Origin of the sequence: Clostridium thailandense (assembly GCF_019207025.1) — a bacterium.
GTDB classification, from domain to species: Bacteria; Bacillota; Clostridia; order Clostridiales; family Clostridiaceae; genus Clostridium_AM; species Clostridium_AM thailandense.
In genome coordinates this window covers 1-24568 of record NZ_JAEEGC010000065.1, presented here as the reverse complement: position 1 = coordinate 24568, position 24568 = coordinate 1, and the positions used below count along the sequence as shown (strand labels likewise).

The 24568-nt window shown below is 30.5% G+C and carries 16 protein-coding genes; 5 read left to right on the top strand and 11 right to left on the bottom strand.

Annotated elements, in window-relative coordinates; all coding sequences use genetic code 11:
• Window positions 1–120: 120 nt before the first annotated feature.
• The 10 genes from pepT to I6U48_RS14255 all read right to left on the bottom strand — a co-directional run bounded on the left by pepT (window position 121) and on the right by I6U48_RS14255 (window position 17553).
• Entirely contained in the window at window positions 121–1353 is a 1233-nt protein-coding gene (pepT, locus tag I6U48_RS14300; protein ID WP_218321147.1) for a peptidase T, read from the bottom strand.
• Window positions 1354–1471: 118 nt separating this feature from the next.
• Entirely contained in the window at window positions 1472–3772 is a 2301-nt protein-coding gene (locus tag I6U48_RS14295; RefSeq protein ID WP_218321146.1) for a diguanylate cyclase domain-containing protein, read from the bottom strand.
• A gap of 310 nt (window positions 3773–4082) precedes the next feature.
• Window positions 4083–7856: a helicase-exonuclease AddAB subunit AddA gene (addA, locus tag I6U48_RS14290; protein ID WP_218321145.1), complete on the bottom strand. Its 3774-nt coding sequence runs from the start codon at window positions 7854–7856 to the stop codon at window positions 4083–4085.
• Window positions 7857–7889: 33 nt separating this feature from the next.
• The gene (locus I6U48_RS14285; protein ID WP_218321144.1) at window positions 7890–8948 is read right to left on the bottom strand and encodes a sensor domain-containing diguanylate cyclase; all 1059 of its coding nucleotides are present in this window, start codon (window positions 8946–8948) and stop codon (window positions 7890–7892) included.
• A 144-nt stretch (window positions 8949–9092) separates the two neighbouring features.
• Window positions 9093–10154, bottom strand: coding sequence for a DMT family transporter (locus tag I6U48_RS14280; protein ID WP_218321143.1), 1062 nt, complete (start codon window positions 10152–10154; stop codon window positions 9093–9095).
• A gap of 252 nt (window positions 10155–10406) precedes the next feature.
• Window positions 10407–11402, bottom strand: a complete 996-nt coding sequence (gene cbiM / locus I6U48_RS14275; protein WP_218321142.1) for a cobalt transporter CbiM — start codon at window positions 11400–11402, stop codon at window positions 10407–10409.
• A gap of 175 nt (window positions 11403–11577) precedes the next feature.
• Complete coding sequence (gene lipA, locus I6U48_RS14270) at window positions 11578–12426, bottom strand: lipoyl synthase (protein WP_218321141.1); 849 nt, start codon at window positions 12424–12426, stop codon at window positions 11578–11580.
• A 36-nt stretch (window positions 12427–12462) separates the two neighbouring features.
• A complete protein-coding gene (gene lplA / locus I6U48_RS14265) occupies window positions 12463–13446 on the bottom strand; it encodes a lipoate--protein ligase (RefSeq protein ID WP_218321140.1) in 984 nt (327 codons plus the stop codon).
• A 55-nt stretch (window positions 13447–13501) separates the two neighbouring features.
• Window positions 13502–15901 (bottom strand): transglycosylase domain-containing protein, encoded by a 2400-nt coding sequence (locus I6U48_RS14260; RefSeq protein WP_218321139.1) that lies wholly within the window; start codon window positions 15899–15901, stop codon window positions 13502–13504.
• Between the two features lie 188 nt (window positions 15902–16089).
• Window positions 16090–17553: an aminoacyl-histidine dipeptidase gene (locus I6U48_RS14255; RefSeq protein WP_218321138.1), complete on the bottom strand. Its 1464-nt coding sequence runs from the start codon at window positions 17551–17553 to the stop codon at window positions 16090–16092.
• 458 nt (window positions 17554–18011) lie between these two features.
• On the opposite strand from I6U48_RS14255, the gene I6U48_RS14250 reads away from it, so the two are divergent.
• The 5 genes from I6U48_RS14250 to I6U48_RS14230 all read left to right on the top strand — a co-directional run bounded on the left by I6U48_RS14250 (window position 18012) and on the right by I6U48_RS14230 (window position 23558).
• A complete protein-coding gene (locus tag I6U48_RS14250) occupies window positions 18012–18485 on the top strand; it encodes a MarR family transcriptional regulator (RefSeq protein ID WP_218321137.1) in 474 nt (157 codons plus the stop codon).
• Window positions 18486–18636: 151 nt separating this feature from the next.
• On the top strand, window positions 18637–19872 hold the full coding sequence (locus tag I6U48_RS14245) for an MFS transporter (protein ID WP_218321136.1): 1236 nt from the start codon (window positions 18637–18639) through the stop codon (window positions 19870–19872).
• A gap of 202 nt (window positions 19873–20074) precedes the next feature.
• Window positions 20075–20311: a (2Fe-2S)-binding protein gene (locus I6U48_RS14240; RefSeq protein WP_218321135.1), complete on the top strand. Its 237-nt coding sequence runs from the start codon at window positions 20075–20077 to the stop codon at window positions 20309–20311.
• A gap of 251 nt (window positions 20312–20562) precedes the next feature.
• Window positions 20563–23220 carry a PAS domain S-box protein gene (locus I6U48_RS14235; RefSeq protein WP_218321134.1) on the top strand — a complete coding sequence of 886 codons (2658 nt, stop codon included), beginning with the start codon at window positions 20563–20565 and terminating at the stop codon, window positions 23218–23220.
• A gap of 110 nt (window positions 23221–23330) precedes the next feature.
• Entirely contained in the window at window positions 23331–23558 is a 228-nt protein-coding gene (locus tag I6U48_RS14230; RefSeq protein ID WP_218321133.1) for a lecithin retinol acyltransferase family protein, read from the top strand.
• An 85-nt stretch (window positions 23559–23643) separates the two neighbouring features.
• On the opposite strand, the gene I6U48_RS14225 is transcribed toward I6U48_RS14230, so the two are convergent.
• Window positions 23644–24180 carry a protein kinase family protein gene (locus tag I6U48_RS14225; protein WP_218321132.1) on the bottom strand — a complete coding sequence of 179 codons (537 nt, stop codon included), beginning with the start codon at window positions 24178–24180 and terminating at the stop codon, window positions 23644–23646.
• Window positions 24181–24568 lie beyond the last annotated feature (388 nt).

Here is a 24568-nt window from a genome sequence, read left to right as displayed (position 1 = left end):
TATTTATATTAGTTAACATTAACATTTATGAGTCCAAAATGAAAGAGTGAAATCTCTGTATACTTTTAGAGTTACAAAGCTTCACTCCATAATATTTTATAGCTAATTATCTATATTCGATTACTTAGACATTTTTGTACATAGTTCAACGATTTTCAATATGACTTCAACTGCTTTTTCCATTGATTGTACTGGTATATATTCGAATCTACCATGAAAATTCTGCCCGCCTGTAAATATATTTGGTGTTGGTAATCCCATAAAAGAAAGTCTAGCTCCGTCTGTACCTCCTCTGATAGGTCTCACTAAAGGTTCTACCCCTACTTCTTTCATAGCTTCAAAAGCCATATCAACTATATATTTTACAGGTTCTACTTTTTCTTTCATATTTCTATATTGTTCTTTTATTTCAACATTTACAGTTCCTTCTCCATACTGTTCGTTAACCTTATTGACCAATTCTTGTATAAACTTTTTTCTCGTTTCAAACTTCTCTGCATCAAAATCTCTTATTATGTAATTTAACTGAGTTTCTTCTACTCCACCATTCATTGAAATCAAATGATAAAATCCTTCATATTCTTCTGTAACAGCTGGCGTCTCATTTTTAGGCATCATACTAATGAATTCATTAGCTATAAGCATAGAATTTAGCATTTTATTTTTAGCATATCCCGGGTGGACATTTCTTCCTTCTATGATAATCTTTGCTGAAGCTGCATTAAAGTTTTCATATTCTAACTCTCCAATTGCACCACCGTCCATGGTATAGGCAAAATCAGCGTTAAATTTTTTCACATCAAAATAATCGGGACCACGTCCAATTTCTTCATCTGGAGTAAAGCCTACTCGAATATCTCCATGCTTAATTTCTGAATGCTGAACTAGATATTCCATTGCTGTAATTATTTCAGCTATACCAGCCTTATCATCAGCTCCAAGCAAAGTTGTTCCATCTGTAGTTATTAAAGTATTGCCTATGTAATCTTTTATCTCTGGTGATTCTTCTACATGCATAACTATATTTTGTTCTTTATTTAAAATAATATCGCACCCATTGTAATTTTCAATAATATTAGTTTTTATATCATATCCTTGCATTTCTGGACTTGTATCCATATGAGCTATAAACCCAACTGTCGGTACTCTATTCTCTATGTTTCCTGGTAAAGTTGCCATTACATAACCTTTATCATCTAAAGATACATCCTTCAACCCTATTTCATTTAACTCTTTTACCAACTCATTGGCTAAAACTAACTGCTTTGGAGTGCTTGGAACAGTACTAGATTCCTCATCTGATCTAGTATCAAACTTAACATAACTTAAAAATTTCTCAACCACATTTGACATGCTTACCCCTCCTATAATCTTTATACAACCTACATCCAAAATTAAATTACTTAAGCCATACACTTCTTTATATTATATTACAAATTAAATTTTTTATTATATTAGACAATCAATATATCTACATGATATCTATAAACTTTTCAACAAGGAAAGGATCAAATTGTACACCTGAATTTTTTTTAATTTCGCGTAAAGCTGCTTCTTTTGTCATGGCCCTTCTGTAAGGACGATCATTCGTCATTGCATCATAGGCATCAATTATAGAGAGTATTCTACATTGTATGGGTATTTCTTCTCCCTTTAGACCAAAAGGATAGCCATTTCCATTCCACCACTCATGATGCTTATAGATCCATTCTGAAATATGTTTGAGATCTGGTGAAGATTCTGCTATACGGAACCCAATTTCAGAATGCCTTTTTATTTCTATCATTTCCATTTCTGACAGCCTTCCAGGCTTAAATAATATAGTATTAGGAACAGCAATTTTCCCAATATCATGAAAATGAGCAAGTAACTGCATATCCTTTATCTCATTTTGTGACATTCCTATTATTTCAGCTATCTGTTTTACCAGTTCTTGTAGGCGGTCAGCATGTCCTTCATTTATAAAATCGCGAACTTCAAGCATTTTCGTCAATATATGTACAAGCTCACTTTTAGCACTTTGATGGTGTCTAAGCTTTTCTCTATACATATACTTATCCGCTTCCTTTAGCATCTCACGTAGAGTTCTGCCATTTCCTTGTGAAACTGAATACCCAAAGGATATACTTATGGGTATTGATGTTCTATTTTTATTTATTTCCTTAATCTCTTCATTTATTCTGATCCTAATTTCTTCAATTGCCTTTGCTGAAGTATCTTCCATCAATACTGCAAACTCATCTCCACCAATTCTTCCAATTATATCTTGTTCTCTAAAACAAGTCTTTAATATATCTGAAACAGTTATCAGATATTTATCTCCTTCTGGATGTCCTAGTGTATCATTTACCAGTTTTAATCCATCAAGATCACAAATAACTATTCCTACACCTTCTGCATTAACGGGTTCATGTCTATTCATTTCTTCCTCAAAGTAGTTTCTATTATAAAATCCTGTCATATCGTCATAAATACTCATCATATATATTTTTTCTTCCGCAGTTTTTCTTTCAGTTATATCTCTCACTATTGCCAATACACTATTATTTACAAAAGGCAACAAACGTGCTTCATAAAATTTTTTTTCACCAATCATATCAAGCGAATAGTCTATAATTTTAATGCTATCTGCTGATATTGTATCATTTATAGCATCAGTAAATTTTTGACATAATTCCTGAGGAAACAAACATTCAATTGATTTACCTAAAAATTCATCTGGCATAATATATAAATCATTACTATTTCCTTCATAATGAAAATCAACGAAAATATTTCCTTCACCAATAACAAAAAAAATATCTGGGATTGCTTTTAATAATGCTCTATACTTTTCCTCATTTATTTTTACTTCATCAATAAGCTTCACAAGTTCAACAGTCTTTTGCCTAACTCTTTTTTTGAGTGTCAAATTCCAAATTATTAGAATTAATATAATAAAGAAAACAGCAATTGATAAGAACTTTATATATTCAATAATCCTATTATTAAAAAAAGAGTTCCCAAACCATTTATTATCTATTTCTTTATAATCTTTATTTGAAAATTTTTCAAATCCTTTTTCAATTATATCAAGCAATTCAGTATTTCCTTTTTTTACTGCTCTATAAGATTCAGCACTGTATACCGGTTTAGTATAGTTAAATTCATCTTGTATATTCATCTTATAAAGATAGTATACTGCAATTGGCTTATCCATAATAAAAGTAACTATCTTATGCTCCTTCGCAGCTTCAATTATATCTTCACAACTATTGTATTCTTGTATATCAGTAATTCCACTTTTTTTAAGGACATTTACGCTGTTATCTCCTTTCTGCACAGCTACTTTGAACCCCTTTAAAGAATTAATTCCAGTTATTCCTGAAATATTTTTATGAAAAAAAATAGGAACTTCAATATTAGCATGGGGCTTTGAATAATCAAGAAACCTCGCTCTTTCTTCATTAAAAAATATGTCATCTATAACATCACACTTACCCTCTTTAATGGCATTTAAACCTTCATCTAATGGCATTCCCTGTAATTTAACTTGTATACCAGTTTTCTTCTCCCAAAGTTTCCACTGATCTACGGTTACTCCCTGTAAATTTCCATTACTATCTTTAAAGGCATAAGGAGGATAATTGTTATCTAATGCTACTGTTATACTGCTTAATGTTGAACCATTTATTTTGGCATTTTGCTGAAACGCAAAAATATTTGTATTAACAATAATTAAAATTCCTACTATAATAATAAAAAATAAAGCCTTTCTAATTTTTTTATTCAATAGTATTCCTCATTTCTAAACTAATTCTAATAAACATTTAGATATAAACTATCTTAAAAAATCTTTCTTCCATAATGATATTTTAACAAGATATTGAAATTTTTTCTACAAAATTTTAGTTTAATGCAATAGTTTAGGTCTAAACGGCACTTATTCAAAGTTTAATTAAATTATTATATTGTAATCCTTTTTAATCTTTATATTTTTAGATGAATTCTTTCCTAATTATATATTTCAAAATAAAAAACTGGGGTTGTCGCACTTAGCGTCAGCCCCTTCATTAGATTATAATAATATCAAGTATTACTTGTTACATTTCCAATATTTTGTTTATTGAAAATAAATATAGGTATTTACTTTTAATAATTTTACCCGTCATTGACTCTAATGCCTTAGCATAATAATATATTTGTAATTTATATCTTTCCTTAATTTCACTTATGTCTTTAACATAGTCTGTTTTATAATCTAAAAGTACTAAATCTCCATCTTCTTCAAAGTAACAGTCTATTATTCCTTGAAGCATTACCTTTTCCTCTTTGTATACTTTCTCAGTCAATTCTTTATATATCTCTTTACATGGTAACTCCATAAAAAATGGAACTTCTCTATAAACCTTTTTAGCTTTTAACATTCTCTTTCCTACATCTGATTCAAAAAACCTTAATATTTTTCCCATGTCAATGACTTTAGCTTCTTCTTCCGTAATAAATTCTTTTAGTACTAGTTTATCTATTTGTTCTTTTATATCACTAATACGGAAAACTTTTTCTAAATTTATATGCTGCATAACAAGATGCAAAACGGTTCCTCTTTCTGATGGAGATAAAGCCATGCTTTTTTGAAGAAATAACGGTTTCTTTAATGTAGATGTAGAAAATAAATCAAAACTCTCCTCAGTATCAATCTTAGAAAATCTTCTTTTTAATTCTGACACTGAAAATTTAGCTGGTATACTGCAGGCTTCCTTGTATTTATACTCCCAATCTAATCTTCGTTGTATTTCTTTGTTATATTGATTTGAGTCTTCATTCAAAGTTATACTCTCTATTGCATTTACGATGTCTAGTTCCTCTACATTCTCACTTAAGATTGATTTAAAATCTTCATTATTCCAAAGTTTTACACTCCAAAGCGAATTGTCTTTTATTATATTTTGATGTTCATATTCATATCCTGCACATTCTCTTAATTTACTTCCATCTTCATGTTTTGCAATAGATGGCCCTATCCAGTCTAAATAACTTTTGGCATTTAGAAGAAAATAGTCAGGTATCTTACTCTTATCAAAGCTTCCAGCTTCGCACCATTTTTCAGAAGACTTGGCAATATTATTTACCATACCTGTTATAATAAGCTTCTCCTTAGCTCTTGTAAATGCAACATAGAGAATTCTCATTTCTTCAGATAAGGTTTCTAACTTCATTTTTTTCTTTAAGACTTGTTTTATAATAGTAGGGTACGATATTCTTCTATCCAAATTTACATAATCTGGCCCCAAGCCTAGCTCTCCATGGAACAATATACTTCTATTCATATCCATCATATTAAAGTTTTTTCCACAACCTGATAATATTACTACAGGAAACTCCAATCCTTTGCTTTTGTGTATACTCATAATTCTTACTACATCTTCATTCTCACCAAGGATTTTTGCACTTCCCATGTCTCCACTGTTATTTCTAATCTTATTTATAAAATCAATAAAATTAAAGAGTCCCTTATAACTGGTTTTTTCATATTGCTTTGCCCTTTCAAATAATACCCTTAAATTAGCCTGCCTTTGTTTACCTCCAGGCATAGCTCCAACAAATCCATAGTATCCCGTTTCCGTGTAAAGATACCATATAAATTCATCAATAGGCATATGTATAGCTTTTTTTCTATAACTTCTAATTCTTTTTATGAAATTACATGCTTTTTCCCTGATTTCTTCACTTATATGTCCAAAATCAAACATTTTTTCATAATCTTTGTCTTTTGTAATTTCTGCTAAGCTCTCGTTATTTAATACCCCATTATATTCATATATAGATTTTAAAGCCTCGTAAAAGGATATATGCTTATTTACCATTCTAATATCTATTAAATCCTCTGGAAGAAAAGACACTAAAGGAGAACGTAAAACTGAAATCAATGGTATATCCTGCATTGGATTATCTATAACCTGCAGCAATGACATAATTGTTCTGATTTCAATTGTATCAAAATATCCTGTAGCAGTATCTGCAAAAACAGGTATTCCTATTTTATTAAGTTCATCTACAAATGTAGGTGCCCAGTTTGCAGTAGCACGCATAAGGATTACTATATCTTTATATCTTACAGGCCTATAGCTATTTATGCTCTTGTCATAAACATGAAATCTTTGTTCATCCTCTGAATTAATAAGCTCATTTATTTTTCTTGCTACTAATCTAGCTTCTATTTGTATATTATCTAGTATCTCTTCAGCTTCATTATTGCTGCTATCTAACTCCTCATCTTCTCTTATCCTATTGCTTTTTTTATCTATGAGGTGTAATTCTATCTCTCCTCCAGAAGGATGCTCTGTTTCTAAATAAGTTGATCCAATTGTGAGAGCTTCTTCTTCGCCGTAATCTAATTCTCCAATGTTTTTAGACATTATTTGTTTAAATAAATAGTTAACTCCATCTATTACTTCTACTCTACTTCTAAAATTTTTAAATAATCTTATTTTTCTCTTGCTGCTTTCTTTTTCCTCTGAGTAAGTATTATACTTATTCAAAAACAATTCAGGCTTTGCTTGCCTAAATCTGTAAATGCTTTGTTTAACATCTCCAACCATAAACATATTAAGTATATCATTTTTATTTGCTATCATATTCATTATAACTTCTTGTACTTCGTTACTATCCTGATATTCATCAATAAGTATTTCTTCGAACTGCTCCTTATATTCTACCGCAACTTTAGATGGATTTACATTCCCTTCCTCATCTTCTTCAGTAAGAATGTCTAGGCAAAAATGTTCTATATCATTAAAATCTATTAAACTTCTTTCTCTCTTTTTAGCACTATATTTTTCATCAAAATCTATTACTAAATCTACCAAACATTTCATCATTGGATATAAATCTTTTAAATTGTCTTCGGTGTTATTTGAACTTAAAAATATATCATCTGCTATATCTATAAGCTTCTTTTTAACCTCATCTCTTACTTTTTTAGTTTTTTCCTTTGCCTCTTTATCTGCATCTTTATTTTTCTTTATAGGAAGTTTTTCAAATTCTAAAGTTATAAAACCTTCTTTAAGTTTTTCCCATGAATTATAAGAATATAATTCATTAATCTTTTCTAAATCATTTTTAAAAGTCTCTAAGTAGTATTCTATTCCCTCCGAGTTTTCTATTATCTCTATGGCTTTTTCCATTTTATTTTTACATCCATAAAGTTCTATCTTTATATTATTCACCAAAATCCTTGCCCAATCTGACTCACCAAAAACATAATTATCCTCCACATTGAATCTTTTAACAGCTTCAGTTAACCATTTTCTAGGCCACGGTGAGCTTTTTGCAAATTCATATAAGCTTAATACCATATTTTGAACTTGAAAATCATTTTTACCACCATAAGAATCAACTAAATTCAAAAATGATTCATTATTACTTTTCTCATAGGCATCTTCAAATAACTCCTCTAAGGTTTCCCTCTTTAAAAGTATAGCTTCTGTAGTATCACAAACTCTAAAATTCGGATCTAAATCTATAATATGGAAATTGCTTTTTATTACTTGTAGACAAAAAGAATGTATGGTCATTATATTGGACTGATTTAATAGTGTAAGCTGCCTTTGAAGATTTTTTGAATCTGGGTTTAATTCTAATTCCCTGGAGATAGCATCTCCAACTCTTTCTCTCATTTCGGAAGCAGCAGCATTTGTAAATGTAACAACTAACAGCCTATCAATATCAACATTTTCTTCTTTGTCGGTTACCCTCTGTATTATTCTTTCAACAAGAACTGCAGTCTTACCAGCACCAGCACCCGCCGCAACTAGTAAATTGCAATTCTTTGTGAAAATAGCCTCCTTTTGTTCCTTTGTCCATTTTGTACTCATATTAACACCTAACTTTATATTATTGTAATTTTACTAACAAATAACTCTATTTTTCCCTGAATTTTTTGCTTTATATAAATTAATATCTGCTCTCCTTATAACTTGGTCTAAGGCTTCATGCCTGTTTTTTGAAACACCTATGCCTATTGATACAGTTACATTAGAATTACTGTTGTTATAATAAATTATTGTTTTCTCTATAATTCTTCTTATATGTTCCATTCTATAGTAAGCATAACTTGGTTTTGAGATATCATTCATAAATACTATTATCTCTTCCCCACCATATCTCGATACAATGTCCTTTTTTCTAAGATTGTTTTTTACTATACTACTAATTTCTTTAAGTACACTATCTCCACACTGATGTCCATAGGTATCATTACATTTTTTAAAATTATCTATATCTATCATAATAATTGCATACGGTTTCTGGTTATACTTATTTTTCTTTTCAACAATTGAAAAAAAGTGGCTCCTATTATATAATCCTGTAAGACCATCCCTTTGAGAACTTTCTTTAATCTTATTATAGAGACTATTATTCTCTATACATATAGCTAAATGATTGCTAAGAGCAGTTAATAATTTTATATGATTAGCATTTAGATATTCATATATATTATGTTCAACTACTATTGCACCTAACAAATTTTCCTTTAAATATATAGGCATATATATAGCTGAATGAATTTCTATATTATCATCTGCAGATATATTATCTACGGAATTTACAAGGCATACATTTAGTTTTTGATCACTATCATTAAATTCATTTATTTTATAATGATGTTTTGTAGATTTTAAATTTGTAGATTTTAATTCCAACTTGTCATCTTCAGTTATATATACACTTGAGTAAGTTACTCCTAAAATACCTATCATTATATCATTTACTGTAAAAATTATATCTTCATTACCTAACCGCTTATTAGTGTATTCACTAATTTCTACTATAAGAGACAGCATGTCTAGCTTTTTATCCAATTCTACAATTTTTGCATTTTGGTTTTGTATAATCTTTTCTGCCATTTTCTGATAACTTTCGTAATCGTTCTTAAGCTGATTATATTTTTCTAGCAACCACAACATATACCTCTCCTCTATCTAATCAATATGATTAAAAACCCATTTTTGGTGTAAAATTTTTACATCTATAGTTATAGAATACCATAATTTGATGTATGTTTTCTATAAATTAATATAAAAATTTTTAGTAAATCCAATTTAAATCTCTTAATTATGTACATGCTTATGGTGACTATCAGGAGTATGTGGATGACTGTGTTCTATTATATCATGTGTATGTACATGTGAATGATAAATATCTTTATCAACTTTTTCATCATGAACATGTCCATGATGACCATCTATATGATTATGTTTGTGCTCATGTGTAATAGCCTTATGCAAATGTTTATGCTCATGATTTTCTTTAAGAAGCAGAACAGTTCCAATCACCATAAGTGGAAATCCCATAACAAAAGTTAAACTTATTTTATCTCCACATAAAACGAAAGACACTAGGGCCCCAATAAAAGGTGACGTTCCGAACAAAGCACTAGTTCTGGCACTTCCCAATTCTCTTAACGCCAGTACAAATAATACAATGCTTAACCCATAACTAAAACACCCTAAAATCATGGCTTCTACAATCACCCCTATGCTTGGAAAACTACTCTTTAATATTATCGCTAATATTAAAGAAAACGAACCAGCACCAATTCCCTTTATAATAACAATAGAAAATGGGTCTTTTAGAGATATCTTTCCTGTAAAATTATTATCCATTCCCCAAGAAACACATGCTGTAATTACTCCAATTGCTCCAATAGAAAGTCCCCACTGATTACTAAAATCCCACGATAAAATTATGGCAGCCAAAGTAATAAATATTATAGAAAACCAAATTCTTTTTCCAGCACTTTCTTTAAAAAAGCAAACTGCAATTACAGTTGTAGCTACACTCTCAAAATTTAAAAGTAATGAAGCTGTAGATGCTGGCGTTGTTTTAAGGCTGTTCATAAGAATTATTGGAGCAAAAACTCCTCCAAAAAATACTGCAGCTAGAAGCCAGGGAATATCTTTTTTACCTAGAGGAGCCTCTTTATTATAGTTAGTACTAAAATATTTTTCTATAATTTTAAAAATAAGAAGTCCTACACCACTGCCTATATATATAAATGCTGCTAATGGAATAGGATCTATTTTTCCTAAGAGTATCTTTGATATTGGTGCACTAGAGCCAAACAATATGGCAGCTATTATTACCTGAGCTATGGATTTATATTTATACATAAATACTCTTAATTTATAGTAAATTAAGATTTACACCTGCCTTCCTTATACTTAAATATTGGTAATAAAAATCATATTTGAATTACTATTACTATAATATCACAAAATGTTATTAATTTTTGCTATAAGTACATATAATTTTTGCTATAAACTAAAAAAGCTAAAAGCCCTTCGAGGGCTTTTAGCTTTTTATTATAAAATTTATATTTATTTGTTACAGCACACTTACTTTAAATTATTTAATCCACTTATCTAAGATATATTTTTTGTCCCATTTTCAACAGACATCTTATCTTTCTTAACTGAAGCAACTATCTTAAATACTATTAAAATAATAGCAACTCCAGCAATTGCTGATATAATATATCCTATCTTTTCATTTATACCTGCTACAGAATAATCAGGCATAATCGCATTAAAATTAAAACCATGTTCAAATGCACTAGGCACATATCCTACTATATTCTTTATTTCATCTGCTCCCCATTCTCCCCAGGCAGTTCCGCTAGCTAAAAGTCCTATTGGCGAAAGTATTACCATTGCAACAAGCAATCCATATAATGACTTTTTGTTTGTAGCTTCACCTTCATATATAACTCCTGGCGACATCTTCTTAACATATGAATATACTCCTGCAGTAACCGCTCCTTCTAGTATACCAACTAATAAGTGAGGTATTACCATAGCTGGTATAGCTACATTTAAACCATAAGGACAGTAGATTGCTGCTCCAGCTGCATCTTTAAACAACATTGGTTGTATTCCAAACTCGATAGAGGCACAAAAAGCTGCTGCAAGTATTCCCAAATAACCACCTATAAAAGCAGCTATGTATTCACCTTTATCACTTTTTATGTTATTTTTTATAAAACTATATGAATAATATCCTACAAAGGGCATTACAAAGGCCATATTAAAACAGTTTGCTCCATACGCAAGTATACCACCATCTCCAAAGAATAAAGCCTGGATAAGTAGTGCTATGCTGACGGATATTGTAGCTGCATAAGGCCCTACTAAAATTGCAATTAAAGTTGCTCCTACAGCATGTGCTGTTGTTCCTCCTGGTAATGGAATATTAAACATCATTGCTAAAAAGGATACTGCTGCACAAATACCTAATATAGGCATTTTCCTTTTACTAACTTCCTTCTTTACCTTTTTTACTGATCTACCTATCACTGGAACCATTATTGCTCCCATAACTGCACAAGTTGATGGACTTAAATAATTATCTGGAATATGCATAAAAAGACCTCCCCAAACCCTATTAATACTTTCTTTAACTATTAATATTATAAAGCAAATATCATGCCAAGTGTATTCACTAGAATTTTAGCCATTTTAAAAAACTTATTTTCTCATTTTGATACAAATCTAGTACCATTTTGAGAAAACAAGCTTTTTCCGTCTCGTTTTGAAACTATCTAAAGACTTCTTCAGCATAGTAAGAACTTCTAACCAAAGGACCTGATGATACATATTTAAAGCCCATATCTAATGCCATAATTCTATATTTTTCAAATGAATTTGGATGAACATACTCTATAACTTGGTGATGCTTTGATGAAGGTGCCAAGTATTGTCCGATTGTTACTATATCACACTTAACTTCTCTCAAATCCTTTAATACACCTATTATATCATCTTCGGTTTCTCCGAGTCCTAACATAAAGCCAGATTTAGTTAATATGGAATTATCCATATTCTTTACATTAGCTAAAAGCTCTAATGAACGTTCATAAATAGCCATAGGTCTTACTTCCTTATATAAGGATGGTGCTGTTTCTACATTATGATTTATTACATCTGGCTTCACATCCACTACCTTTTTTAAAGACTGCTTGTCTCCTTTAAAGTCAGGAATTAAAACTTCTATTGTTACACCATCGTTTAATTTTCTTATTTCCTTTACTACTTCTGCAAAATGAGCCGCTCCACCATCTTCAAGGTCGTCTCTCGTTACAGAGGTTATAACTGAGTGCTTCAAATTTAATTTTTCTACAGCCTTAGCCACATTAGCTGGCTCACTTACATCAACAACTTCAGGTTTTTCTTTTGTTACATTGCAAAACGTACAATTACGTGTACAATTTTTTCCAAGAATCATAAATGTAGCCGTTCTTTTGTTATAACATTCCATTCTATTAGGGCAATTTGCTTCTGTGCACACCGTATTTAGTGAATATCTTTCTAATACTTCATTCACATCTCCTGATATTTCTCCGCCTCTAATTTTAACTCTTAACCATTCAGGTTTTCTTTTATACATACGCTCTCCCCCATGCTCTATATCTTATAGTTTTTCTTATGTAAACATAACTTCCAATAAATTTTCATTTGAAATATTAATCATATATTTTTCTATATTTGTTTTTTTTAATACACTTAGCACATCATCTTTTAAATATTTAATGCTTGTTAGTAATTCCTCCAGTTCACTTATATCTTTTTCACTAAAGAAATCACCATACAATTTTATATCTTTAATAATTCCCTTATGCACATTTACATTTACCTGAATAATTCCACCCTTAAATTTCTTTTCATTAAAATAATTAAACTTCGGTGAATTACCATAATTCCATTCCCAGGTCGCATATTTAGAATCAGATATTCTTTTTATCTCATCCCATTCCTCTTGGGAGAATTCATAGAATTTAGCAGCTTCCTGTTCACTCATAACAGATTTAATTATGAAATCTTTAAATTCATCAACCCTCATATCATTCTTCAAATGCTCTTTTATATTTGTAACTCTACCCCCAACCGACTTGACTGCTTTGTCTTGAAACTTTATGTCCTTCACTTTTAAAGCTTGTGCTAGATTAGTCATATCTGCTGAAAAAAGCATACTTCCATGATGAAGTATTTTATTTTTATAACTATACTGGGCATTCCCTGAAAACTTTTTTTCACCAATCATTAAATCATTTCTGCCCGACAGCTTAGCATCTATAGATAGCTTTTTTAATGCTCTTATTATTGGATATGTAAACTTTTGAAAATCCGCAAATCCATTTCCACTATTATTAGATATAAATGTGAAATTTAAATTTCCAAGGTCATTAAAGATAGCTCCTCCCCCAGTCATTCTTCTGACTACAGGCAATTTATTTTTATTTACATAATCAATATTTATTTCAGATAGAGTATTTTGATTTTTTCCAATAAGTATACATGGTTCATTTCTCCAAAGCATAAAACAGTCTTCGTCAAGAGCATTTAATACATAATCTTCTATGGCGTGATTTATATATGGATCTGTGTTTTCATTTTCTATAAAAATCATTGCAATGTCCTCCATACTCCAAAAAGTTTCATCTTAACCTGCTATTTTATACTAATTAATTATCTGTAGCATTACTATTTTTATTTGTTTTAGTTCCTACATTATTGCTATTGTTGTTGCTGTTGTCAGTATTGTTGTTAATATCAGTGTTAGTTACACTATTCTTCCCATTTGTTGTACCATTATCATTATTATTTTTAGATTGTTGTAATTCTAATTTTCTTTGATTTATACTAGCCTTTCTTGTTAGAATTTCCCTCGAAAGCTGATCTCTAATAATTTTATCCTGCAATTTCTGAACTTTTTGAGATGCTTCTTCTTCTAATTGTTCTGCCTGATTAATATCTTCCATAGTATTAATCTTGCAGCTTTCATACTTACTAACAGCGTCTTTTGCTATAGTATTATCATCCTTCAAAGTATCCCCAGTCACATTATTCATGCTATTATTATCTTGAGGAATATCATTAGATATTTCAAAGTCCTTAATGCTTAGCCCTTGATGTAGTTTTTCCATGTAATCATGCCATATTCCTCCTGGATATGTTGCACCATATAAACTACTTAATTCCTTTGGTTTATCATATCCTACCCATACCGCTGTAGTATAGTATGGTGTGTAGCCACAAAACCATCCATCCTTTGAATTATCAGTAGTTCCAGTTTTTCCTGCCGAAGTCATATCAAACAATCTTACCTTATAAGCTGTTCCCCAAGAATTTTCCATGTTTCCTTTTAATACTGCTGTCATCCAATCACTTGCTTGCTTTGTGTAAACTTCCTTTGTTTTATAGTTATTTTTATATATTTCATTTCCTGAAGAATCTACTATTTCTAATATACATGTCGGATTAATATATTGCCCGCCCCTCTCAAGCGCAGAATATCCTGATGCCATTTCAACTGTATTAGAACCATTTGTTAACCCTCCTAATGCTGTTGACAATGTATAATCGTACTTACTTATTTTACTAAAGTTCATAGCCTTTAAGAATGAAATTCCATATTCAGGAGTTATCTGTTTAAAAACCTGATTTGCAACTGTATTCAATGATAACTGTACAGCATAACTTAACGTTACATTTCCATAATAAGCATCTCCACTATTATGAGGTCCTCCTTCAGTATATTTATCTTCAACCACACTTGAAGGTGTAAATCCTTTCTGAAAAGCTGGTGTATAAACAACAAGAGGCTTTAACGTAGAACCTGGCTGCCTGAAAGATTGGAATGCTCTATTTAAGTAGTCTCTTTTATCTGAGCTTCTACCTCCAACTATAGCAACTACAGTGCCTGTCTTATTATCAATAGTTGTAGCTGCTCCTTGGAAAGTATAAATTCCATCTTGCTTCTCTGTAAATTCTGATAACCTATCATCCACAGTTTGCTGTAATAACTTCTGCTTTTCCATATCTATTGATGTATATATTTTATAACCGTTTCTATATATTTCATTTACACATTCTGTATACGAATCTGAATAACTCTTATTATATGCTTCTCTATCACTATCATCTTTAAAACTATTTCTGAACTGAAAGCCTCTTTGCTCTAATAAGGCTTTTGCCGCGCAGTCTATTGCATATGAATCAATATAACCTTGTTTTGAATACGTTTTTTCTGGATTAAGTGTTATCTGCTCACTTACTGCTTTATCACGTTGGTTTTGCGTTATAAAGTTAGCTTCTTCCATATTATCTAGTATCAAATTTCTTCTCTGAATTGTATTATTAGCATTTTTTAACGGATCATAATACTCCGGATTATTAGGTATCGCCGCAAGAAATGCTATCTGAGATAAATCTAACTCGTTAACATCTTTATTAAAATACTTTTTAGATGCCGCCTGTATACCATATGCTCCATTAGCAAAATAAATATTATTTACATAAAACTCTAATATTTGCTCTTTAGTGTACATCTTCTCAAGTTTCAAGGATATAAATATCTCTTCAATTTTTCTCTTCATGGACTGTTGTTGTGTTAAAAAAACATTTTTAGCTAGCTGCTGAGTAATAGTACTTCCACCTTGAGTAATTTCGCCCTTATTCTTAACTATTTGATATGCAGCTCTTACAATTGCTTTAATGCTAACACCATGATGTTTAAAGAAATCCTTATCCTCTATAGCTACGAAAGACTGTGTTACTGCTTGGGGCAATCTATTATAACTTACATATTCTACATCCTTAGAACTAATAAGTTTATCAATGACTTCTTTATTGTTGTCATATAAGTACACAGCACCTCTACTATTAAAGGTAGCTTGGGAAATCGAACTCACCTTTACACTTGCATCATCATAAAGTGAAAATATCTCTTTTATTTTACTAAAATTAAAAATTCCTGCTGCTAATACAACTAGTAACAAAATCAACAAAACTTTAGATCTTATCTTTTTCTTCTTAGGTTTCTTTACTTTGTTTCTTACTTTTTTGTTTGTGGGTTTTTCCATGTTTTTACCATTCCTCATTTTATATTTTATATATTACTGCAAATGAACCTCAAGGTATACTATTTTTATTTTAACACATCTATTAGAATCTACCTAAACAATTAACATAAAATTAATAAATATAAATCACCAAAATTTAAAGCCTAATGATAGAGTAAGATTTACCCATCATTAGGCTTTCACTTATATTACTTTACAGCTTTTAATGCTTCTACTAATAACTCCCATGATCTTTGAACAGATGAAATAATCATATGCTCATTTGGAGTATGAACATCGTATAGATTAGGTCCAAAGGATATCATATCCATTTCTCCATTGAACTTTTCACCGAACAAACCACATTCAAGTCCAGCATGTATTGCATCTATCTCAGCATCTTTTCCATATATCTTTCTGAAAGTCTCTTGGAATATTGTTCTAATCTTTGAGTTTGGATTATATGCCCATTCTGGATAACCTGCTTCTTGTGAAACACTTCCCCCTAAAAGCTCAGCTAAAGCAACTATTCTATTATATAACTCCATCTTCAAGCTTCTTACGGAACTTCTAACTGAAGTTATAAATTCTACTCCATTATCTTTAGTTGTCACTACTCCTAAATTTAATGAACTCTCTACTAATCCCTTAATATCCATGCTCATCGAATTAACTCCATCTAATAGAAGATACAAATAGTTTATTATGCTATTTTGTGTTTGCATTGAAAATACTTTATTAACTACTGCAGCTGCTTCTGTAAATTCTATTTTTATACCTGAATCTGATGTTCTGAATTCAGTTTTTAGTGTTTCCTCTAATTCAGCAAGCTTTTTTTGTATTTCAGCCTTATTTTCAGGTTTTGTTAATAAAATAACCTCTGCTTCACGTGGAATAGCATTGTGCTTTGACCCACCGTTTATTGAAGCCATTCTGAATTCTACTGTTGAAGTAAGTTCTTTAAGAATACGTCCCATTAGCTTATTAGAATTTGCTCTTCCTTTGTCAATTTCCATACCTGAATGGCCGCCTTTTAATCCTTTAATCTTTAATGAATATGTACTAAAGTCTTTTTCACTTTCTACTGTTGTTACAGGTATCATTGTCTTCGCAGTAAGTCCACCAGCACAACTTACAAGAAATTTTCCTTCTTCTTCTGAATCTATATTTATAAGAATTCTTGAACCTACATTCTTAGGATCTAATGCAGTTGCTCCATCCATTCCTGTTTCTTCTGAAGTTGTACAAACTAATTCTATAGTCGGATGCGCTATTTCATTTGAAGCTAAAATAGCCAATCCCATAGCAACTGCTATTCCATTGTCAGCTCCAAGTGTTGTTCCAGTTGCATAAACTGCATCATCAACTATTCTTAATTTTAGAGGCTCCTTTGTAAAATCATGTTCTACATCTGCTTCTTTTTCACATACCATATCCATATGTCCTTGAATTGCAATAGATGGACTGTTTTCATATCCTGCAGTTGCTTTTTTCTTAATTATTACATTTAATGCCTCATCTTGAATAACCTCTAAGTTATGTTCTTTAGCAAAACTTACTAAATAATCACTGACTTCCTTTTCATTTCCTGATCCTCTTGGAATTTGCGAAAGTTCTTCAAAATATCTAAACAATTCAACTGGTTTTAAATCCTTTAATACTCTATTTGTCATTATTATCATCCTTTCTTTTTAACGCAGTCGTTTACATAAATACAAAAAAACGAATACTTTTGACTGTTTATATTTCACCACAAAGTAAGATAAAAATCAACACTTGCAAATCCAGATTTTAAAGTATATCAATACAATTGCATTAAATTTTACTCTCACTCTACTTTTTTCTGTGTAATTTAACATTTTACGTGTATTTAAGAATTATTGCATTATTTTTTTTTAACAATGCAATAATCAATTTATTAATGTTAATTTTCTTAATTTTAAATTATATTAAATCACACAAAAGAATTCATACTAATTCTTTTGATTATAGTATAACCTAAATTTATCATAATATATATTATTTCCTAACGTATAGCTCAATCTCTAAAGTAATTGTTTTAATATTGTTGAAATAGAAACATTTATTTAATATAATATTGTTAATACACCAACAGGTGGGAGGACATATCATGAACAAAGAAGAACAGGTCAAAATGCGTTTCAGGGACTTATACAATAAGATGGTTTGGCTTAATAAACTTAAGATGGAAGACAGCTTTAAAGGTTATAAATCTTCTGAAGTACATTGCATCGAATACATTGGAAGAAATGCAGAGTCCAACGTGACAAAACTTGCAGAGTCCTTTTATATGACTAGGGGAGCCATAAGTAAAATGACCAAGAAACTCATAAAAAAAGGGGTCATTGAAAGCTATCAAAAGCCAGATAATAAGAAAGAAATTTATTTTAAACTTACTGAACAAGGGCAAGAAATTTACAAAGTCCACGAGGAACTGCACAAAGAGTTTCAAGAGAGAGATAAAGTCGTATTCGATGAAGTAACAGAGGAACAATTTGACAGTATGCTTAGTTTCGTGGAAAAGTATATTCGGCATTTAGATGCAGAAATTAAAAAACAGGGTATAGATATTAAGTCGGAATAAATTTGAATAACGAAAATAAAAATGCAGCTCATCTCTATTGAGGACGGCTGCATTTTTATTTTTATTGCTTTGTTGACAAGGAAACAAAATAGTGATATGATATTTTTGTTGACAAAGAAACAAAAATACGAATTTTGAGAGGAGAATTTAAATGTTCAAATTTAAATCACGTAATGTACAGAACACAGCACAAACCGTAGATAAAAAAGCTTTAATATTCGGTCTTATGTCTGTGTTTCTTTGTGGGATAGGCTTCACTATCATATCACCTGTTGTTCCATTCTTAGTTCAGCCTTATATAAGCAATCCAGGAGATCAAGCTATAGTTGTTACGCTGCTTACCTCTGTTTATGCAGTTTGTGTTTTTTTTTCAGCTCCTGGACTTGGAGCTTTGAGCGATAGATATGGCCGTCGTCCAGTACTCTTAGTATGCCTTTTGGGTTCAGCAATCGGGTACTTAGTTTTCGGCATTGGAGGAGCTATATGGGTATTATTTGCTGGGCGCATAATAGACGGTATAACAGGAGGTACCATAAGCACTATCTTCGCATATTTTGCAGACATCATTCCTCCAAAGCAGAGAACCAAATACTTTGGATGGGTGAGTGCGGTTGTAGGTGTAGGCACCGTTATTGGCCCAACTCTAGGCGGATTACTCGCTAAGTTTGGTTATTCTGTACCCATGTATTTTGGAGCAATAATAACTTTACTAAATGTTGTTTATGGAATCTTTTTTATGCCTGAGAGCCTTGACAAGAATAATAGACTAGAAAAGATTACCTTTGTAAGACTAAATCCTTTTACACAGCTTGCAAGCATAATTTCCATGAAAAACTTAAAAAGACTACTTTTGTCTGGGTTCTTACTTTGGATACCTAATGGATCTTTACAGGCTGTTTTTTCACAATTTACAATAGATACTTTCAGCTTTCAGCCTGCACTAATCGGACTCATGTTTTCAATAATGGGCATCCAAGACATCATTTCACAAAGTCTCATAATGCCAAAACTTTTAGAAAAACTTGGAGATAAACAGATAGCTATTCTTGGAATGGTTTCGGAGATTATAGGCTACAGTCTTATTGCAGCATCGGCTTTGTTCTCATTCTATCCTCTTCTTATTGCTGGAATGTTTATATTTGGATTTGGTGATTCTATTTTTGGACCTTCCTTCAATGGTATGGTGTCCAAATCTGTGAATTCTAATGAGCAAGGAAGGATTCAAGGAGGCAGCCAATCTATTCAGGCTTTAGCAAGAATGATTGGTCCTATCATTGGAGGTCAAATCTATGTATCACTTGGCCATGCCTCACCTGCTTTTATGGGTATGATCCTTATAGCAGCGGCAATACCAGTTTTGTATAAAAGTACACATTTAAATATGTAAACTACATACTTTAGTTAGGGGGGTATATTTCAATGCAAATTTTTCTTTACTTTTTTATAAAATAATCTTATAATATCTATACGATAATAAATGTTATTAAATATTTATTATCGTATAGATATTATACTTACCCCAAAATTTATTACAACCAAAAATCCCTCCTCAGATTTTATTATTAAAATTGAAAGTTGAAGTGATGTTAATGGAACAAAATGTAAATATTGAAATTTTAGATAAACTCACTAAGTTCTGTGTTTGTAAATGTATATCTAGGGCTACTGTAAAGAAAGCTATAGGTAATGGAGCTAAAACTATAGAAGAAGTAAAAAAAGTCACAGGAGCTGGAACCGGTTCATGTTGCGGAAGACGTTGTACACCAAAAATCCAACAATTATTAAATGAATACATTAATGAAACTCCTCTTCCTTTAGTCAGATGAGTACTCACTGAGTAAGCGACCATCACCAAATCTCAGACTTGAGATATCTGCTAAAAAAAGTCAGTTATTGTTACACAATAACTGACTTTTTTTTATAATTATTTTTTTATTGAATAAGATTTTTCAAAGTAATATACTTAAATTAAAATATACTCTATAAATTTAATTTTATGGTTTAATTATCTTTGTTTCTAACGCTTTTTTAGAAAAGAGGTGGACTATAAGAATAGCAAAAGCTATTTTTGTTAATTATGAAAGATTTATTAAATAATACTGAAAACTTATATAATTCCTTAGAATTCCTATCAGATATAGGAGTACCCTATATCTTAATTGACAGTAATGATTGCATAAAATCTATTACTTCAGCAGCAGTTGAAATGTTTACAAACGTTTACATGGATAAAAATATAAATGCTATTGGTAGTAAGTTTGATGATATATTATGGTTTATTAAAAAAAAATTTTTACTTTTTAAGAACTCAACCGAAAACAGCTGTGCATTTCAAAAAATAGTAAAAATCAATAACATAAAATGGAAATTTAATTGTAATTTTATAAGAACTAAACCTGATTTAATACTAGTAATAAATTATCACCTAGAAAAGGACGAGTATATAAAAAAAGCCTTACTACTTACAGCCATTGAAGATTCATCTGAAAATGCCATAATCGGCCAAGATGTAGATGGCACAATATTAAGCTGGAATACTGCTGCAGAAAAAATTTATGGCTATTCACCAAATGAAATTATAGGAAAAAACTTATCAATTTTAGATAGTGATAAAAGTGGTAAAAGCATTAAAAATCTTTTAAATAAAATAAAGTCTGGAGAAGAAGTTAAGAATTACGAGGTTAAAAGATTATGTAAAAATGGAGAAGAAGTCTTCTTATCTTTAAATGTCGCTCCACTAAAAAACTATAAAGGAGAAGTTATTGGCTCATGTACGATTTCAAGGGATATAACTGAAACTAAAAAGCTTACTGAAAAACTATATGTTAGTGAAAAGATGTTTAGAAATATATATGAGCAATCACCTATCGGCATTGAACTATTTAATTCAAATGGTGATGCAATTTCTGCTAACAAATCTTTTTGTGAAATGTTCAAAATAAATAGTATTTCTGATTTTAAGTATGATAACTTTTTTGCTTCTCCATATATACCTGAAAAAACAAAAAATAAGATAAAAAATAGACAAACATCAAGAATAACACGTAGGTATACCCTTAAATCAAATAATTCTTCTTTAGGCATTAAAGATTCATCTTACTATTTTGATATGTTGATAACCCCAATTTTTAACGAAAACGGAGATACAACGTCAATATTAACTCAAATACAAGATATTACACGAGTTAAGACTGTAGAAAAAATGGTTTACAATTTCACTAATTTATCTGATGACATATTCTGCATTTTAGATTTAAAATGGAATTTTTTAAATGTTAGTAATGGCGTAGAAAGCGTTTTAGGCTGGAGAGTATCAGAGTTTATTCACAAAAACATTGTTAACTTTCTCCACGTAGATGATTTCGATTCTACATTTAATGCTATTAACTTATTATTAAAAACTGGTAGAATAACATACAGAAATAGATATATCTGTAAAAGTGGAAAATATAAATGGATAGAATGGAGTTCTTTTGTAATCGATGAAGATAAAGTAATTTATTGTATTGGAAGAGACATAACCGAAAGAATGGAAAGAGAAGAAGAATTAAGAAAAGCCAAAATTGCTGCCGAGGAAGCCAGCCTTGCCAAAAGTAGATTTCTTGCAAATATGAGTCATGAGATAAGAACTCCTATAAATGGGATTATGGGAATGACTGAGCTATCTTTAATGACTGATCTTACAGAAGAACAATCTGAATATTTAAGTGTAGTTAAAACTTCATCACAACATCTATTGGATATAATTAATGATGTTCTAGATATAGCTAAGATTGAATCTGGTAAATTTAAACTTGATTTAGCTCCTTTTTATCTTGAAGAAACTATAAATACATTAGTTAATAATTTTTCAATTCTTTCGAAGAAAAAATACTTAGAATTTATATCTTTTGTAGATCCATCATTAACGAAAGACTGCTTAATTGGAGATCCGCTAAAACTAAACCAAATTTTAATGAATCTTCTAACTAATGCTCTTAAATTTACTGAAAGAGGAAGCATAATTTTTTGTGCAAAACGTATTTCTTGTTCCGAAGGAAAAGTTAATGTCCAATTTTCTGTCTCTGACACAGGAATAGGAATACCTGCTGATAAAATGGATAGACTTTTTAAAAATTTTAGTCAAGTAGATGATTCATACACAAAAAAATACGGTGGAACGGGTCTGGGACTAGCTATATGCAAACATCTTGTCTCTATGATGAATGGTAACATATGGGTAACCAGTAAAGAAAGTCAAGGCAGCTGTTTTTACTTTACAGTAGAATTTTCATTAGTTAATAAAAATCAGTATGTCTCAAATGATAATGATTTAGATGTTCCTATTATTTATCCTGACTCTATAGATACTAATGAAATCATATACAATAAAACTGTATTAGTAGCAGATGATAACGAAATAAACCAAAGATTTATATGCACATTGTTAGAAAAAAAAGGTTATAGATATTTATCTGCTTGTAATGGAAGTGAAGCCGTAAAATTGTTTAATGAAAATGAAGTGGATTTTATATTAATGGATATTCAGATGCCTAAATTGAATGGATTAGATGCTACAAAAATAATTCGCGACAGGGAAAGCAAAACTGGAAACCATACTCCGATTATAGCTATGACAGCCTATGCAATGACTGGTGATAAAGAGAAATTTTTATCCTCTGGAATGGACGATTATATCGCTAAACCAATTAATTTTCAGAGCTTGTATGATTTAATAGACAAATATTTATCCTAATAGTATTTATCACAGCTATTTGTAAAAGTTACAAATAGCTGTTTGTCATCCTGCGTGTTAAAATACATTTTGAGAACACTGTAATTTTTGATAGTACTACAAAAGAAGATATGAATAAGTATTTTAAAGACGGCAGCTATTTTGTACTAGATTTTAAAGATACTTCAAAATTTACACCTGAGGAAGTTATAAAAAGTGCTAAGGAAAGATTGGGAGAAAAAAGCTATGACCTTTTACAAAACAACTGTGAAGATTTCGTAATATGGTGCAAAACAAATAATAGCAAATCCTTTCAAGTAGATGCTATTCCAAAATCTCAACTTAGTGTCCTAAAGTAACTCACATCCTTGGGGCTTAGCTTACAGTATCCAGTTAACAATTTTAGCTGCATAGGTAAATAAATTCCTTGTGCAGCTAAAATTTTTATTTCTTCCACTTCTTATATAAATCCGGTCTCTCTTCTTTTAGTATATCATAGAACCTTTTTATGCACTTCTGCCTTCTGAGCTCCTTAAGCATTGACTTTGGATAACTAGCTGACTTTACTATTTGCCCTGCTGGATCAATTACTCTAACACTTTCGTCATCTTGTACATATATATGTTCTCCTCTTATGTCCAGTCTTCTAAACTCAAGCCTTTTAAATTCCTCAATAAGCCCAATCAAGCTTATTGCCAAATTTCTACTCACCTTTTTCTTTCTTAAATAAATTGAGAGCTTTTCTCCACCGATATATTCCCTAAACATCATTTTTCCATATCTTCCATAGACTTTCGGAAAATATGAGCTACCTTCTGCTGCTTTTAAAACTTTATATTCATCTATGCAGCTTTGTTCTATACTACATATTTTTATCACAATCTTCCTGTCAGGAAGTAAGTATACCTTACCATTCCTTCCTTTACCCAAATACTCACATTTACTTAAATCTATATTGTCAGATATATCCACTTTATTCATAGCTGCCCCCTTTTTATACATTAGATTTCAATTATGCAAGCTTTCTTATATGTATGTCTCTGGCACCTATAATTAAATGATCTACATCTTATTATTACTATACTTATTGATACTGTAAAATGTGCTGACTTTTTTGTTTCGGCATTTGAAGCAATTCAACAAAATCATCTAATATGAAAATTTAAATATAGGGTTGCACGGCCGAAAATTAACTTACACTCCGGGATATGTTTCCAAGCTTCAGCACTATAAAAACTTTTTATCAATCTAAAGCTCAGTATTTTGAAAGTCTAAGAACCATTGATAAACTCGTGCCTCAAACATATCAACAGTCCTAAGACTTTCTAAAATACTTCGCTAAGATTGATTAAAAAGTTTTTATATGTGC